This is a genomic window from Acinetobacter brisouii (genome assembly GCF_008993995.1).
Classification (GTDB): Bacteria; Pseudomonadota; Gammaproteobacteria; order Pseudomonadales; family Moraxellaceae; genus Acinetobacter; species Acinetobacter brisouii_A.
The window spans coordinates 1-14,973 of sequence record NZ_BKNN01000062.1 but is presented as its reverse complement, the minus strand read 5'-3'; the positions used below and the strand labels follow the sequence as shown (position 1 = coordinate 14,973).

Below are 14,973 nucleotides of genomic sequence, written 5' to 3'. Positions count from 1 at the left end.
ATCAATACGCCCCATAATTCCTGATAAACCAAATCAGGCTGCTTACTTCTTAACGTCTGACTATCTTGTAAATCACTTTTAATTTCCCGATAGCACATCTCAATCTCCCAACGTTGGACGTAAAGCACACATCAATGCACTGGGAACACAATATTGCGTTGTACCAAAGACAAGTTGCAACTGTTGAACAACATACCAAATGGGTTGATCTCGAAATAAGGCAAGACCAATCACCAGCCATACCACATGTTCAGCAGGGAGTTTTCTCTTTCGGATAGATGCCTTGCCTGTTTCTTTTAAACAAGCTTTGATCCAATTTAAATCAATGAGTTCATTGAAATGTGAGAGTGAGAGTAATGTTTGTTGGCGTGTTAAATCTAAATGATGTGATAAATTCATAAAAAAATGAGTGTATTTGCATACACTCATTTTTACAGCAATTTATCTTTTTTTGCTTAACTGACTGGCATTACGCCTTGTGCGGGCTTTTTTATTGGCAATCTTAGCTATAATGCCGATGACAGTCGTGTGATACGAGGAGAGGCTTTTGAGTGATGATCGATTATTAAAACTAGATAACCAGCTGTGTTTTGCGGTTTATTCTGCCAATTTGGCATTTAATCAAAAATATCGTCAGTTACTTGCACCTTTGGGAATCACCTATCCTCAATATTTGGTTATGTTGGTGCTCTGGGAACAAGATCGGGTGACAGTATCGGAGATTGGTAAACGCCTTTATCTCGAATCATCAACACTGACGCCTATGCTGAAAAAACTTGAAAAATCGGAGCTGATTACTCGCCAGCGTTCCGATCAGGATGAAAGGCAGGTATTGATTGGTTTGACTAAGCAGGGTTTGGCTTTAAAGCAGCAAGCTCAAATGATTCCTGAATTGATCCAGCAAACCAGTCAATGTGATTTACAAACTTTAATCGAGTTGAAACATCAGTTAGAACAGTTGCGTGCTACATTGATTAAATAATTTACAGTTTAGTTGCTGTGAGTTATTGACTGAATATTTATATCGTGTGCGATATATTTGTGTGATACTTAATTTAAAGGAAGAAATCATGTCATTAGAAAAAGTCGTTTATACTGCTAAAGCCAAAGCTACAGGTGGTCGTGATGGTCGTGCAACCTCAGATGATGGTGTGCTTGATGTTCAGTTAGGTGTACCTAAAGAAATGGGCGGTGCAGGTGGTGCAGTCACCAATCCAGAGCAACTTTTTGCAGCAGGATATTCGGCATGCTTTTTGGGTGCAATGAAATTTGTCGCAGCTCGTGACAAATTTGATATGCCTAAAGATGCTTTCATTGAGGGGGAAGTGGGTATTGGTCCTATTCCAACAGGTTTCAGCATTGAAGTGACTTTAAATATTCACTTGCCAGAGATGGATCATGCTGAAGCACAAAAACTAGTTGATGCTGCGCATATTGTTTGTCCATATTCAAATGCAACGCGTGGCAATATTGATGTGACATTAAAAATTTTTGAATAACAATTCATTGCATTATCAAATAAAAAAGGCTTATCTATAGATAAGCCTTTTTTCATGTTAAAACTCGATTACTGATTGCTTGAAGTTTTGGCTTCTGAATCCTGTTTCAGTTTATCAAACTGTTGTTGAGAACTCATTGGCTGGCTAGATTGAGCATCTTCTTCTTGGTATTTTTGAGCGTATTCAGCACGTTCTTCATCATATTTAGCTTTGGTTTTCGTATCTTGAGATGCAGCTAAAAATAGCAACAGCACTAAAGCAATCGGAATAAGTAGTGCAATAGCGAAAATCGTCCAACGCTTACGGTCACGAGCTCGGATTTCTTGCGGTGTTAACATATGATGTATCCTAATTGGGGCGAGAAGAAACAGACTGCCACAGTACTTAGGTCGCTAGTTTAGAGGATGATTGATTTCAGTCAAAACAAATTGTGCTTACAATTGGTAACTATAGGCAAGTATTAAAAAAGCCCATAAGAAAACTTATGGGCTTTTGAATTTGGCTCTCCAACCTGGGCTCGAACCAGGGACCTGCGGATTAACAGTCCGTCGCTCTACCGACTGAGCTATTGGAGAATATGGAACAGGATTTTATGGATTCTTAAAGGGTTGGTCAAGCATTTGAGCTTAAGTTTTCTAGTTTTAGGGTTTAATTGTTTTAAAAATAATCATTTATCTGTGGGTTAAGGTGATGAAGTTAAATCAAATTGCAATATAAATCCATTAATTTAACCCAAGTGGCAAAACAATATCGATAACAGGAGTCTCTTGGTGAATTTGAAACCACTTTTACTCAGCAGTTGTGTCGCAATTGCAGTCAGTGCTTGCAGTACTATGCCGCAAACAGCATCATCACAAAATCATTTGATTGCACCACAAGCGAAAGGTCAACTGGAGCAGTTTTCGGGTGCAACTCGTTTAACGAAAGAACGCAGTGAAACCCTCAAGGCGTCAATTGACTCGCGTCATGTTAAACATGTGATTTTATTTATTGGGGATGGAACAAGTGATTCGGAAATTACCATCGCCCGAAATTATGTGGAAGGTGCAGGTGGCTATTTTAAAGGAATCGATGTGTTGCCATTTACAGGCAGCTATACCACCTATTCAATCAATAAAGATAAAACCATTGATTATGTAACCGATTCCGCCGCTTCGGCATCGGCATGGGCAACAGGTGTAAAAACCTATAATGGTGCAATCGGGGTTGATATACAGGCAAAAGCACATGACTCGATTTTGGCTTTGGCAAAACGGGCAGGCTATGCCACAGGAAATGTCACCACAACTGAATTGCAAGATGCAACCCCAGCGGCACTAATTGCACATGTCACCCATCGAAAATGCTATTCACCATCTTCAACCGCCAAACTATGTCCGACCAATACTTTGGAGAATGGTGGCTTGGGTTCGATCAGTGAACAATTGCTCGATGCGCGTGCGGATGTGACCTTGGGTGGTGGTGCAACTTCATTTAATGAGATGGCAACGGCAGGGCAATATAAAGGTCAGACCTTATTGGCTCAGGCACAGGCGCGTGGCTATCAAGTGGTGTCCAATGCCGATCAGCTTAACCAATTGACGACTGCCAATCAAAAGCAACCTGTTTTAGGTTTGTTTGCACAAGGTAATTTACCTGTGAGCTGGATGGGGCCGAAAGCAGTACTGAATGGGAACAAGCAAGCGGCTCAGCGTTGCCAAGTGAATCCTGAACGTGGAAATGAAATTCCAACTTTGCGAATGATGACGGCAAAAGCGATTCAACTCTTGGATAAAAATCCAAAAGGTTTTTTCCTGCAAGTGGAGAGTGGTTCGATTGATAAGCAAAACCACGCAGCCAACCCGTGTGGTCAAATCGGTGAAACTGTAGCTTTAGATGAAGCGATTCAGGAAGCACTAGCATTTGCGAAAACTCATCCTGATACGCTGATTATTGTCACAGGTGATCATGCACACACCAGCCAGATTATTCCAGTGGACGCGGACAGCCCAGGAAAAACTGCCAATTTATTGACCAAAGATCAGTCAGCAATGGCAGTCAATTATGCGACATCGACAGGCGATAGTCAGGAACATACAGGGGCACAAGTCCGAATTGCAGCTTATGGTCCGCGTGCGGCGAATGTGTCAGGTTTGATTGATCAGACGGATCTGTTTTTTATTATGCGAGATGCACTCAATATTCATTAAATGAGTTAAAAAATAGCGATTCAACGCACAGCTTAGCTGTGCGTTTTTTATTGTGCGCAGTCTTTATGCAAAGCTGCATTAAAAAGAGTCAAAAATGATTCTGAATGATTTAAATTGGCGCTTCTTTCGTGATAAGAATTGTAATTTATGCAATAAATAACGGTTAAAATAATAAATATAGGCATAAATCCTGTTTTTAACATATCAATTGCAAATTTATTGCATATTTATAAATATGAGCTATTGTTATGTCGGATCAGTCTCAGCAACTTAAACAGGGATTATCGAATCGGCATGTGCAATTAATTGCGCTTGGTGGCGCGATTGGTACAGGTCTATTCTTGGGGTTATCACACACGATTCAATTGCCTAGGCCGAGTGTGCTATTGGGGTATGCCATCGCGGGTTTTATCGCATTTTTAATTATGCGTCAGCTCGGTGAAATGGTGGTTGAAGAGCCAGTCAGTGGCTCATTTAGTCATTTTGCCTACAAGTATTGGGGACGTATGGCAGGCTTTATGGCAGAGCTGAGTGCAATCGGGATTTTTGTGCAGTTTTGGTGGCCAAGTGTCCCAACATGGCTGACAGCATTGGTGTTCTTTATTGCAATCAATGCGATCAACCTGCTGAATGTTCGCCTATTTGGTGAACTCGAGTTTGTTTTTTCCTGCGTTAAAGTCGTGGCGATCATTAGCATGATTGGTTTTGGGGCTTACTTGCTGTTTTCAGGTCATGCAGGTCCATCGGCAGGTGTTAGTAATTTATGGCAGCATGGTAGTTTCTTACCGCATGGCTGGTCAGGTTTAGTTTCTGCCATGGCATTCATTATGTTTGCTTTTGGTGGTCTGGAACTGGTTGGAATCGCAGCGGCAGAAACTAAAAATCCACAGCATACCATTCCAAAAGCAACCAACCAGATTGTGTACCGTATTTTGATTTTCTATATCGGTGCGATTGGTGTCTTGTTGAGCTTGTTTCCATGGGATCGGGTGGCGCAAGGTGGTAGTCCGTTTGTGATGATTTTCCAGTCGCTCAATAGCACAGGTGTTGCCAATGTTTTGAATATTGTGGTGTTGGTCGCAGCGGTGTCGGTTTATAACAGTTGTGTGTATAGCAATAGCCGTATGTTGTTTGGCTTGGCAGAACAGGGCAATGCGCCGAGTTTCCTGAAAAAAATCAACAGTCGTGGTATTCCTGTTGCTGCATTATTGGTGTCAGCAGCCGTTACGGCACTCTGTGTTGTCGTGAACTATGTTGCGCCGAAAAATGCCTTTGAAATGCTGATGATGTTGGTGGTTGCAGCATTGGTATTGAACTGGTTAATGATTTCAATCACCCATTTAAAATTTCGTAAATTTATGCAGCAAGAAAAGCGTCAAGCGTTATTTCCGAGTATTGCTGCGCCGTGGAGCAACTATTTAACCATCGCTTTTGTGGTTGGTATTCTGGTGATTATGGCTGTATCTGAAGAAATGCGTATGGCTGTGATTTTGTTGCCAGTTTGGCTGGTGGTGCTCAGTGCGGCATATATTTTGAAATATCGGCAGAAAGAAAACAGCATCTTGGTGCTAGAACAGTAAATAGAGGTAGTGAATTGTGAGCAATCAGCTTGATGAATATGACCAAAAGATTTTACAGCAGTTGCAAGCCAATGGTCGTCTGAGTAATCAGGAACTGGCAGAGATTGTTGGATTATCGACATCACAATGTTCAAGACGACGTATTGCGCTCGAGCAACAAGGTATGGTGGTGGGGTATTTTGCCCAGTTGCACCCGAGTGCTGAGCGTTACCCTGTGATGGGGGTTATAGAAATCAAGCTGTTGCAGTATAGTACTGAAATTCTGGAAAAATTCCTCGCCTTTGTTGAGCAGGAATCCATGATTCGTGAAGTGTATAAAATCACAGGTAGTTATGACTATATGTTGAAAGTCACTGTCAGTGACTTGAATCAGATGAGCCAACTCATTAATCGTTTGGCATCGTTAAATATTGGCATTGGTAACTTTAATACCTCGATTGTGCTTGAGCGTATTAAAGAAAATCATCAAATGATGAACGTGGATAATCAGCATGAGTAATACAACATCTATGGTTAATTATCAGCCTGAGGTGCAATTAAAACCTCACTCTTCAGTTGAAGATGGTTTGGCGATGTTGATCGCGACCTTCATGATTTCCTTTGCCATGTTGCTGATGCAAAGTGCAGGCACATTGACTGGTGGAACAGCGGGTCTGGCGTTGCTGATTCACTATGTCACAGGGATTAAATTTGGTTTTATTTTCTTCACCTTAAATTTGCCATTTTATTACTTGGCCTATAAGCAGCTTGGTCTGCAAATGGTGATTAAAACTTTTATTGCGGTGGGCTTACTGTCTGTACTCACTGAAATACATCCTTTATTCATTCACGTGCAAGGCATGTCTCCATTATATATGGCGATTTTAGCCAATATTTTTATGGGCTTGGGCTTCTTAATTTTATTTAGACATCGTTCAAGTTTAGGTGGATTTAACCTGCTCGCATTGTTCATTCAAAAGCGTTATGGCATTCCTGCAGGAAAAATTCAAATGGGTTTGGATATTTGTATCCTGTTGGCATCTTTGGCGTATGTGAATACCAAGTTGCTGGCAATTTCTATTTTAGGTGCAGTGATTTTGAACATGATTCTGACGTTGAATCATCGTTCAGATCGTTATGTGGCGTAATTCATCGAGAAAAACTATGTTTGATCATATTCCAGTTTGTGTGGGTGAGTCATCCAACTTGGGACAACCATATTGCAATTTTTGCAGGTGCTGGATTTAAGACTTATCAATATCTATATTTTGATGCTGCAACAGGGCAAGTTGATTTTGCTGGCATGTGTCAAATGCTGTCTTAGTTGCCTGAGCAAAGCATTGTGTTGTTGCATCCATGCTGTCACAACCCGACAGACGTGGACTTGTCTGCGGATCAGTGGGATATCATTATTGAAATTATTCAGCAGCGTAACCTGATTCCATTCTTGGATATTGCTTATCAAGGCTTTGGACGGGGTGTTGAGCAAGATGCTTATCTGATTCGTGCTTTAGCCAATACGTCAGTGCGTTTTGTTTTAAGTAATTCATTTTCTAAAATTTTCTCACTCTATGGTGAGCGTGTTGGTGGTCTGTCAATTGTTTGTCATAACCAAGACGAAGCTGTACGTGTGTTGGGTCAACTTAAAGCGACTGTTCGCCGTAACTATTCAGGCCCGCCAACGACAGGCGCATCTTTGGTGAATGTGGTGTTAAACCAAGATGAACTGAAACAGTTGTGGCTGAATGAAGTGGAAGAAATGCGTCAGCGTATTTTGGAGATGCGGGTCACTCTACGTGATTTGCTTGAGCAAGCTGTTCCAGAGCAGAACTTTGGCTATTTAACTGAGCAACAAGGCATGTTTAGTTATACAGGTTTGAGTCCTGAGCAAGTTGAGCGTTTACGCGAAAAATTTACGGTATATTTAGTCAAAAGCGGACGGCTTTGTATGGCAGGTTTGAACTGTAAAAACATTGAACATGTTGCACATGCGATTGCTCAAGTGATTCAAAGCTAAGTTATTTTCGATATAAAAAAGCAGTTGGATTAGGCTGCTTTTTTATTTTTATGGTTTTCTTTTTCCCAAAGAAAAAGCCCAACATGTGTGATGTTGGGCTTTTCGAATCTTGGCTCTTCCACCTGGGCTCGAACCAGGGACCTGCGGATTAACAGTCCGTCGCTCTACCGACTGAGCTATGGAAGAATAGTGGCTCTCCAACCTGGGCTCGAACCAGGGACCTGCGGATTAACAGTCCGTCGCTCTACCGACTGAGCTATTGGAGAATCTGAAGCGAATTCTATGGATTACTGACAGTGAGGTCAAGTCAAAAATAAAAAATAAATTTATTTGTTGGATTAATAATCATTTTTCTGTTTAGAAACCAAGATGGTGAGTATTCGAAGCATAAAAAAGGCGTCATCTGACGCCTTTTTTTAAGTTTTACAAAAAACTTATTTTTCTACGCCTGCAGCTTCGCCAGCAAGTTTCGCATTTGCATAATCCCAGTTGACTAGGCTTTCTAGGAAAGTAGAGATGTATTTAGGACGAGCATTGCGGTAGTCGATGTAGTAAGCATGTTCCCAAACATCGATTGTTAATACAGCAACTTGACCGTGTGCAAGTGGAGTGTCTGCATTTGAAGTTTTTACGATAGAAAGATCGCCATTGACTTTGTCTGCAACCAACCAAGCCCAGCCAGAACCGAACTGAGTTGTTGCTGCAGCAGCAAATTGTTCAGCAAATTGTTCGTAAGAACCAAATGCAGCATCGATTTTTGCAGCGATTGCGCCAGTAGGTTTACCGCCACCGTTTGGTGCAATAGAGTTCCAGTAGAATGTGTGGTTCCAAACTTGAGCAGCGTTATTGAAAACACCTGCTTTAGATGCATCGCCAGCGCTTGCAAGGATGATTTCTTCTAAAGATTTACCTTCAAGGTCAGTGCCTTTGATGAGGTTATTCAGGTTAGTCACATAAGTTTGGTGATGCTTGTCGTGATGGAATTCTAAAGTCTCTTTTGAGATATGTGGTTCAAGCGCATCATATGCATATGGTAATGCTGGTAAAGTAATGGTTGTCATCTTTCGTTCCTTGCATGAGCTGGGTTGGAAAATTTTGTGTCACTAGTTTAATGTATTTTTCAACAAAAAACGTGATTGATAAACAATGAAATACAATATACGTCCAGTTTGTCTGAATGACAATTCTTTCAATCTGATTTAGATATCATTTAAATCGGATTGTGCTGTTCATAATAAATGGTCTCAATGTCAAACTGTTTTGCTAATGCTTGAGCAAGTCGTTGTACGCCGTAGCGTTCAGTCGCATGATGGCCACAAGCAAAGTAGTGGACTCCTAGCTCGCGCGCTTCATAAAAAGTACGTTCACTGACTTCACCAGAAATATAGGCATCACAGCCTTGTTCTGCGGCTTGAGTAATAAAGTCTTGTGCTGCACCAGTACAAAAACCAATTTTTTGAATCGTGCTGTTATGTGCAGGGAGATGAATAATCTCGCGGGCAAAAACTTCAGAAAGTTCTTGTTTGAAGGCTTCGGCTGAAATCGGTTGTTCTAGAAAGCCAATATTCCCAATTGGATGACGATCATTTGGATTAAGTGGCTGAATATTTTTCAGTTGTAGAAGTTCCGCAATCGCAGCATTATTCCCCAAACTTGGATGTGCATCTAAAGGTAAATGATAGCCGAGTAAGGAAATATCATGCTGAATCAGCTTTTTAATTCGCGCCCCGCGCATGCCTGTAATTGGTGCAGGTTCGCCTTTCCAAAAATAACCATGATGTACGAGCAACAAATCAGCTTCTGCTTCGACTGCGGCTTCAATGGCATCTAAAGATGCTGTGACAGCACAAAGTACTTTTTTAACCTCAGATTTACCCTCGATTTGTAAGCCATTGGGTGCGTAATCTTTAAACTCATTCACCAATAAAGTTTGTTCACACCACGTTAAAATATCTTGTAATTGCGCCATAAAAATCCTGATTCAAGCCAACTTGGAGCTTGATTATTGTAAAGATTGTTGTGATATTGATCACAGTTATTGTAACTAAAGCTAGACAAAAGCCTATGAAGTTTTTAATTTTTACAAGATATTTCACTTTACAATGCTGACTTCAATACTTTTCGATTTGATGAAAGAAAATACCCGATAGAGGATGATAGCGTGCGCAAAACCTTAACATGGTTGCCATGGATTTTATTAATTTTTGTAATTACTGGCTTTATTTTTTGGCAAAAAACTCAACAACCTAAAGTGGTGGTTGCCGCAGATGGTATTGCTATGCCTTCTGAAAAACAGCAAACATTGGTGCAGCATGATCAAAAAGGTGCAGTGCAATCTTATCGTAATGCTGTAAAAGTTGCTGCGCCTGCGGTTGTGAATATTTTTACCACACAAAAAGTCAATCGTAGTGATAATGCCTTACTGAATGATCCTGTATTTCGTGAGTTTTTTGGCAATCGCACACCTGAAGAACTCAACAAAAATGAAAATAGTTTGGGTTCAGGTGTCATTGTACGTGCTGATGGTTATATCTTGACCAATAATCATGTCATTGCTCAGGCCGATCAAATTGTTGTAGGTTTGAAAGATGGTCGCCGTGCAGAAGCTAAAGTGATTGGTACAGACCCAGACACGGATTTGGCTGTCATTAAGATTGATTTAGATCATCTGCCTGTTGTGCCATTTAAATTGAGTGGTAATGAAGTGGGCGATGTCGTTTTGGCAATTGGTAATCCATTTGGTGTGGGTCAAACCGTGACACAGGGAATTATCTCCGCCACAGGTCGTTCTGATTTAGGAATTAACACTTATGAGGACTTTATTCAGACCGATGCAGCGATTAACCCTGGTAATTCAGGTGGTGCGCTGATTGATGTTGCTGGGAATCTGGTCGGTATTAATACCGCAATTTTTTCGCAATCGGGTGGTTCATTGGGGATTGGTTTTGCGATTCCAGCCAAAATTTGCCAGCAGGTGTTTGATGCGATTTTGAAAGATGGTCGTGTGGTGCGTGGTTGGTTGGGAATTAGCGTGATGCCACCTAAACAAGATGCTGATTGGCAGTCTGCTAATACCAATACTGGTGTTACTGTGGCGGGTGTCTTGGCAAATGGTCCTGCTGCAAAAGCAGGTGTACAGATTGGAGATAGTATTTTAAAGGTTGATCAGCAGCAGATTACATCTGCATCACATCTGATTAATTACGTTGCTTTACAAGCACCGAATAGTACGATTCATCTCTCAATTGAACGGAAGGGTAAACTTGTCGATGTGGCTGTGCAAGTGGGAGAGCGTAAAGTGAAAAATACCAATACACAATATATTCCACTGCCTAAACGTTAAAATAAAAAAAATCAGTTGCTCGCAACTGATTTTTTTTTGCAACTAGAACTTAATTTTCGACTTGAATTCCTGCAACAAGCCAGTCTTGCTGTGAACCTACAGGTTTTACAAAGTGCCAAACTTCGGTAAATGGTTGTGGAATACTGTTTAGATCTTCAGAAACAGTACCTGTAAAACGAACACTGATAATGTATTGACCATTTTCAGTGGCTGAGTCTGCAATCATAGCATTGAGGTTACTAAATTCAGCAACATCTTGATCACGGTTTGCCATGATGTCTTGATACATGGAGTTATAAAGTTCAGGTGTTAAATAACGGCGAATTTCTTCAATATTACTTGCACTGTTGATCGATTGAATATGGTTGAAGCGCTGGCGTGCGATCCGTAAAAATGCTGCTGGCTCAGTACCATCAGGTAACTGGCTGCCGCTATTGGTATATGCACCACCAAAACCTGTTTGTGGGCTTGGATTATGACTATAACCACCACCAACATTTTGACCGAAGATATTGGTATTGTTGCTGTTTGTCTGTGGTTGCCCTGTAAAAGGCGTACCATTTTGATTTGGAGCGTAAGGATTGGTGTTATTTGATTTCTTAGCGCTCAATTTGCGATAAATAAAGAAACCAATCCCAGCGAGCAGAATGAACCAAATCCAGCTTGGAATACCAGATTTTTGTTCTGTTTGAGCTTGTTGTGGGTGACTCGCTGCGTTGCCATTGTTGTCATTTGCTAAAGCATGGGTTGCTAAAGCACCAACTGCCGCACCTGCTGCACCCGCAGCAACCATTTTACCGAGGTTTGAACCTGATTTTTGCTGCTGCGTTGTGACAGGTGTTGGTGATGTTGGGTAGGACGGTGACCGTTGTTGGTATGACTGACTGGGTGCAACAGAACGGGTCATGCCGTGGCTACGTCCACCACCTGCACGTTTGGCCTCAACGAACGGTGAAGCCAACAATGTTGCCATTAAAAGCGTAGCAACTAAGCCACGTTGACGTGTGTTCATGTCATTTTCCTATGTAACGCTAAATTTTGCATTGCATTTATGCGGCTGTTGATCTTGAATTTCAATAGTAAATGCGTAATTTTGCTGTGGGTAAATGTGTCTAATCTGTTTGAAAAAGTGAGGCTTAACTTATCGTTATAAAGTCTTAATTTTACCTAAAGGTAAAACTATTCGCACAGTTGCATTGCTTCATGTAAAGCTTCATGCAAACGAGCAACAGCAATCACCTGTACACCTTCAATCGGTTTTTGTGGTGCGTTACCTCGAGGTAAAATTACATATTTAAAGCCATGTTTTGCCGCTTCTTTAAGGCGTTCCTGTCCATTGGGCACAGGACGGATTTCACCTGATAAGCCAACTTCACCAAAGACGGCAAGCTGTTGAGGTAAGGCTTTACCCCGTAAACTTGAAGCACAAGCGAGGAGTACTGCTAAATCTGAACCAGTTTCAGTGATTTTCAAACCACCCACGATATTGACATAAACATCTTGACCATTGGTTTGTACTCCACCATGACGGTGCATCACTGCCAGTAGCATATTTAAACGATTTTGTTCTAAACCTAGCGCTACACGACGGGGTTGTCCTTGTGCATCGTCAACTAATGCTTGTACTTCAACCAATAACGGACGTGTGCCTTCTCGGCTGATCATGACCACCGAACCCGAAATGGCTTCATCATAACGGCTTAAGAAAATTGCTGAAGGATTGGCAACTTCACGTAGACCTTTATCGGTCATACCAAAAACACCGAGTTCATTGACGGCACCGAAACGGTTTTTAACAGCACGGATCATTCGATAGCGCGAATCGGATTGACCCTCAAAATACAGAACGCAGTCCACCATGTGCTCAAGAACGCGAGGCCCTGCTAAAGCACCTTCTTTGGTGACGTGACCCACAATAAATAATGCTGTACCACTATTTTTAGCAAAGCGAGTCAACAGTGCCGCAGATTCACGAATTTGGGAGACTCCGCCAGGGGCAGATTGCAGGGTTTCTGTATATAAGGTTTGAATAGAGTCTAAAATGGCAACGGCTGGGCGTTGTTGTGCCAAGACTTCACAAATTCGCTCTACACAGGTTTCAGCCATCACTTTAAGTTGTGCAGTAGGAAGCTCTAGACGTTGCGCACGGAGGGCAACTTGTGACAAAGATTCTTCACCTGTGACATAAAGTGCTGCATTTTTATGACTTGCCATGTGTGTGGCGGTCTGTAATAAAATGGTTGATTTACCAATGCCAGGATCACCACCAATCAGCACAACAGATCCAGTGACTAAGCCACCACCCAAAACCCGATCAAATTCACTAATTCCTGTTGCAAGGCGAGTTTCATGAGAAATCGAAATTTGATTAAGTGTGGTGATTTGTGCGGATTGTCCTGCATAACCACCTGAAAATGATGGTGATTTTCCTCGATGTGGAACGCTGGGTTCAAGTCGAATTTCAAGTAAACTATTCCATTCGCCACACTCAGAACATTGTCCAGCCCACTTAGAATGATCTGTTCCACACTGTTCACATCGATAGGTTGTTTTTACTTTACTCATGACTTAGCGCTTTTTTATATAAAAAAAATTTAAAAAGGGGCTTAACATTATCACGTTCATCTGATAAAAAACACTCGAGATCATAGAGCTGATCTTGCATGATATATGCTTTGTTTTTTAGGGCTGTTTATTTTGGGGACGGTTTTTTACCGTATGTTTGTTTTTTAAGCTTCTTCTTCTGAAGTTGGAATGTTAATTGCTACTCGTTGTAGCAACTCTGTTATGGATAATCATCAATGAGTTTTAACGAGCTAAATGAAGTTAACGCACCTGACGATGCTCATCACGAATTACAGCGTAATTTGAGTAACCGTCACTTGCAGTTAATCGCAATTGGGGGTGCCATTGGCACAGGTTTGTTCATGGGATCAGGTAAAACGATCTCTTTGGCAGGCCCATCGATTTTATTAATTTATTTTATTATTGGTATTATGGTTTTCTTCCTAATGCGTGCATTAGGTGAACTTCTCCTTTCGAACTTGCAATACAAATCTTTTGTCGACATGTCTTATGACTTGATCGGGCCAAAAGCAGGTTTTTATGTAGGTTGGACGTATTGGGTTGGCTGGGTACTGACAGGTATAGCTGACTTAACTGCGGTAATTAACTATTTAAGCTTCTGGCTCCCACCAGATATGCAGTTCACCCCCGGTGGACAGGCGTTAATTAGCGCGGGTTGTGTACTTTTCTTAATGCTTTTGAACTTGATGACAGTGCGTTTATTTGGGGAAACTGAATTCTGGTTTGCGATTGTTAAGATTGTTGCAATTATTGCCTTAATTTTTGCTGGTGCGTATATGATTTTTACACACTATCAATCACCAAATGGCGATGTAGCAGCATTAAGTAATATTTGGTCACATGGCGGGATTTTCCCGAAAGGGTTTGAAGGTTTCTTAGCAGGTTTCCAAATTGCGATCTTCGCATTTATTGGGGTGGAACTTGTCGGGACTTCAGCAGCAGAAGCGAAAGATCCGCATATTAACTTGCCAAAAGCAGTGAATGCGATTCCTGTTCGTGTCATTTTGTTCTATGTTTTATCATTGACTGTTGTTATGTCAGTGATTCCTTGGAACCACGTTGTACCAAACAAGAGCCCATTCGTTGAATTGTTCTTAATGGCAGGTATTCCAACTGCAGCGGTCATCATGAACTTGGTGGTGCTGTCTTCAGTGATGTCTTCAATGAACAGTGGTATTTTCTCGACAAGCCGTATGTTGTACGGTCTAGCAAAAGATGACCAAGCACCGAAAAAATTGGGTAAATTGTCAAAAAGTGCAGTTCCTGCTAACGGTTTGATGTTCTCGTGTGCATGTATCATGGGGGGGGCAGTACTTCAGTTCTTCGTACCAGATACCATTACTGCATTTACATTAGCAACGACTCTTTCAGTTATTCTGCTTGTATCGGTATGGATCATCATTATGGTGAACTATATTCAGTACCGTAAACAACGTCCTGAATTGCATGAAAAATCGACATTTAAGATGCCTGGTGGCGTATTTATGTCATACGTTGTGATTGCATTCTTTATCTTTACAATTGGTATTTTGGTTCTTGAGCCAGATACTCGCCAATCTCTATTAATCAGCCCATTGTGGTTATTGATCTTGGGTATTGGTTATATGTTTAAAAAGAAAAAGTAAGCATTCATGATTTGAATAAACTAAAACCCTCTTTATAGAGTAATGCCAGTCAGTTAAGCAAAAAAATGCAAATTGCTGTAAAAATGAGTGTATGCAAATACACTCATTTTTTTTATGAATTTATCACATCATTTAGATTTAACACTCCAACAAAC

Annotated in this window: 13 protein-coding genes, 3 tRNA genes and 2 pseudogenes; 9 read left to right on the top strand and 9 right to left on the bottom strand. The window is 41.2% G+C overall.

What is annotated here, in order from left to right; all coding sequences use genetic code 11:
- Positions 1-105 precede the first annotated feature (105 nt).
- Positions 106-399 (bottom strand): annotated as a pseudogene (locus GBN19_RS12685) (transposase domain-containing protein); the annotation flags it as partial.
- Positions 400-547: 148 nt separating this feature from the next.
- Here GBN19_RS12685 and GBN19_RS12680 point away from each other — a divergent pair.
- Both GBN19_RS12680 and GBN19_RS12675 read left to right on the top strand, forming a co-directional pair.
- Entirely contained in the window at positions 548-982 is a 435-nt protein-coding gene (locus GBN19_RS12680; protein WP_151710730.1) for a MarR family winged helix-turn-helix transcriptional regulator, read from the top strand.
- 88 nt (positions 983-1,070) lie between these two features.
- The gene (locus GBN19_RS12675) at positions 1,071-1,499 is read left to right on the top strand and encodes an organic hydroperoxide resistance protein (RefSeq protein ID WP_151710729.1); all 429 of its coding nucleotides are present in this window, start codon (positions 1,071-1,073) and stop codon (positions 1,497-1,499) included.
- A gap of 68 nt (positions 1,500-1,567) precedes the next feature.
- Here the strand turns inward: GBN19_RS12675 and GBN19_RS12670 are convergent, their stop codons facing one another.
- Positions 1,568-1,837, bottom strand: a complete 270-nt coding sequence (locus tag GBN19_RS12670) for a hypothetical protein (protein WP_151710728.1) — start codon at positions 1,835-1,837, stop codon at positions 1,568-1,570.
- A 161-nt stretch (positions 1,838-1,998) separates the two neighbouring features.
- Positions 1,999-2,074: transfer RNA gene (locus GBN19_RS12665), tRNA-Asn, on the bottom strand.
- 195 nt (positions 2,075-2,269) lie between these two features.
- Here GBN19_RS12665 and phoA point away from each other — a divergent pair.
- The 5 genes and pseudogenes from phoA to GBN19_RS12640 all read left to right on the top strand — a co-directional run.
- Complete coding sequence (gene phoA, locus GBN19_RS12660; protein WP_151778395.1) at positions 2,270-3,688, top strand: alkaline phosphatase; 1,419 nt, start codon at positions 2,270-2,272, stop codon at positions 3,686-3,688.
- Positions 3,689-3,936: 248 nt separating this feature from the next.
- Positions 3,937-5,268, top strand: coding sequence for an amino acid permease (locus tag GBN19_RS12655; protein ID WP_151778394.1), 1,332 nt, complete (start codon positions 3,937-3,939; stop codon positions 5,266-5,268).
- Positions 5,269-5,284: 16 nt separating this feature from the next.
- Positions 5,285-5,767, top strand: a complete 483-nt coding sequence (locus GBN19_RS12650; RefSeq protein ID WP_151710726.1) for an Lrp/AsnC family transcriptional regulator — start codon at positions 5,285-5,287, stop codon at positions 5,765-5,767.
- Positions 5,760-6,395 carry a YitT family protein gene (locus tag GBN19_RS12645; protein ID WP_151710725.1) on the top strand — a complete coding sequence of 212 codons (636 nt, stop codon included), beginning with the start codon at positions 5,760-5,762 and terminating at the stop codon, positions 6,393-6,395. Before GBN19_RS12650 ends, GBN19_RS12645 begins: the two co-directional genes overlap by 8 nt.
- A 38-nt stretch (positions 6,396-6,433) precedes the next feature.
- Positions 6,434-7,264, top strand: a pseudogene (locus tag GBN19_RS12640) (amino acid aminotransferase); the annotation flags it as partial.
- A gap of 110 nt (positions 7,265-7,374) precedes the next feature.
- On the opposite strand, the gene GBN19_RS12635 reads toward GBN19_RS12640, so the two are convergent.
- The 4 genes from GBN19_RS12635 to GBN19_RS12620 form a co-directional block, all read right to left on the bottom strand.
- A tRNA-Asn gene (locus GBN19_RS12635) sits at positions 7,375-7,450 on the bottom strand.
- Between the two features lie 4 nt (positions 7,451-7,454).
- Positions 7,455-7,530, bottom strand: a tRNA-Asn gene (locus GBN19_RS12630).
- A gap of 168 nt (positions 7,531-7,698) precedes the next feature.
- Positions 7,699-8,325: a superoxide dismutase gene (locus GBN19_RS12625; protein ID WP_151710723.1), complete on the bottom strand. Its 627-nt coding sequence runs from the start codon at positions 8,323-8,325 to the stop codon at positions 7,699-7,701.
- A gap of 149 nt (positions 8,326-8,474) precedes the next feature.
- A complete protein-coding gene (locus GBN19_RS12620) occupies positions 8,475-9,233 on the bottom strand; it encodes a Nif3-like dinuclear metal center hexameric protein (protein WP_151778393.1) in 759 nt (252 codons plus the stop codon).
- Positions 9,234-9,425: 192 nt separating this feature from the next.
- On the opposite strand from GBN19_RS12620, the gene GBN19_RS12615 reads away from it, so the two are divergent.
- Positions 9,426-10,607, top strand: coding sequence for a S1C family serine protease (locus tag GBN19_RS12615; protein WP_151778392.1), 1,182 nt, complete (start codon positions 9,426-9,428; stop codon positions 10,605-10,607).
- Positions 10,608-10,656: 49 nt separating this feature from the next.
- On the opposite strand, the gene GBN19_RS12610 is transcribed toward GBN19_RS12615, so the two are convergent.
- Together GBN19_RS12610 and radA are read right to left on the bottom strand one after the other, a co-directional pair.
- Positions 10,657-11,619, bottom strand: coding sequence for a Tim44 domain-containing protein (locus GBN19_RS12610; protein ID WP_151778391.1), 963 nt, complete (start codon positions 11,617-11,619; stop codon positions 10,657-10,659).
- 167 nt (positions 11,620-11,786) lie between these two features.
- Positions 11,787-13,172: a DNA repair protein RadA gene (radA, locus tag GBN19_RS12605; protein ID WP_151710719.1), complete on the bottom strand. Its 1,386-nt coding sequence runs from the start codon at positions 13,170-13,172 to the stop codon at positions 11,787-11,789.
- A 236-nt stretch (positions 13,173-13,408) separates the two neighbouring features.
- Here radA and GBN19_RS12600 point away from each other — a divergent pair, with 236 nt between their 5' ends.
- Complete coding sequence (locus GBN19_RS12600; RefSeq protein ID WP_151778390.1) at positions 13,409-14,818, top strand: amino acid permease; 1,410 nt, start codon at positions 13,409-13,411, stop codon at positions 14,816-14,818.
- Positions 14,819-14,973: the final 155 nt, after the last annotated feature.